Annotated in this window: 1 protein-coding gene; it reads right to left on the reverse strand. The window is 70.8% G+C overall.

The window, feature by feature from the left end:
- Positions 1 to 208 precede the first annotated feature (208 nt).
- Positions 209 to 1,144 (reverse strand): hydroxymethylglutaryl-CoA lyase, encoded by a 936-nt coding sequence (locus L2C96_RS16770; protein ID WP_237336860.1) that lies wholly within the window; start codon positions 1,142 to 1,144, stop codon positions 209 to 211.
- Between the last annotated feature and the right edge of the window lie 239 nt (positions 1,145 to 1,383).

The following is a 1,383-nucleotide window of genomic DNA, read 5'->3' on the forward strand; positions in this document are numbered from 1 at the left end:
GCAAGTTGCCGATGAAGGAAGCCTGGCCGCGAGCCGAGCAGCCCACCGCCGGTCGGCGCCTTCACCACGCGCGACGGGCCGGGGCGACCGGGAACCGGCCGACCACAGACGCCTAGCCAGCCGCCGAGGAACCCAGCCGTCCGTCACGGCCACCACCCGCGACGGGCCGGGCGACGGATCGCGGCGGCCTGGCCGTCGACCGAGAAACTTAGCCGCCGGTCAGGGCCTTCACCACGCGCGACGGGCTGGGGCGGCCGAGCTGCTGCGCCATCCAGGCGCTCGTCCGCACCAGCGCGTCCAGGTCCACGCCGTGCTCGATGCCCAAGCCGTCGAGCATCCACACCAGGTCTTCGGTCGCGAGGTTGCCGGTGGCCGCCTTCGCGTACGGGCACCCGCCGAGGCCGCCCGCCGAGGAGTCCACTGTGGTCACTCCGGCCCTGAGCGCGGCCAGCGTGTTGGACAGTGCCTGGCCGTAGGTGTCGTGGAAGTGCACGGCGAGCTTGGTGACGTCGCCGAACGCGCCGACGACCGCCTCGACGTGCCCCGGGGTGGCGACGCCGATCGTGTCGCCCAGGGAGAGCTGGAAGCAGCCCATGTCGAGCAGCCTGCGGCCGGCGTTCGCGACCTGCTCGACGGGCACTGCGCCCTCCCACGGGTCGCCGAAGCACATCGAGAGGTAGGCGCGCACCTCGAGCCCTTCGTGCCGGGCCCGCCGCACGACCGGCTCGAACATCGCGAACTGCTCGTCGTAGGAGCGGTTGAGGTTCTTGCGCGCGAAGGTCTCGGTGGCGCTGCCGAAGATGGCGATCGACTCCACACCCAGCGCGAGCGCCCGGTCCAGGCCGCGCTCGTTGGGCACCAGCACCGGGTACTTCACGCCCGGGCGCCGGTCGAGCTTGGCGAGGAGGTCATCGGCGTCGGCGAGCTGCGGAACCCACTTCGGGTGGACGAAACTGGTCGCTTCGAGGGTCGTCAGACCCGCCCCGGCGAGCCGCCGGAGGAACTCGAGCTTCGTCTCCAGGCCGACGACGGTCTGCTCGTTCTGCAGCCCGTCACGCGGGCCGACCTCCCAGATCGTCACCCGCTCCGGCAGGTCCCCGCTGGACGCCTCCCGCTGGGGCAGCCCCAGCTCACGCACACTCACCACGACTCCAGGTTAACGCTGACTAACGCAGCCGTCCAGTGGGCTCACCCCACCCGTGCTGGGTGGTCATCCCGGAGCCTGCCGTCCGGCGAGGACTCTTTGATCTTTAGAGCCGCGCTTACGCGCGGGAAAAGCGCCTTACGGCGCTCGAGAGGTCACCTTCCGACCACCCCCGCCCCCGATTCCTGATTGTGTTTCAGTCGCCGAGCAGGCTTGTCAAGGCGGGAAAGCGTGCCTTG

The organism is Amycolatopsis tucumanensis, assembly GCF_021654135.1.
Classification (GTDB): Bacteria; Actinomycetota; Actinomycetes; order Mycobacteriales; family Pseudonocardiaceae; genus Amycolatopsis_E; species Amycolatopsis_E tucumanensis.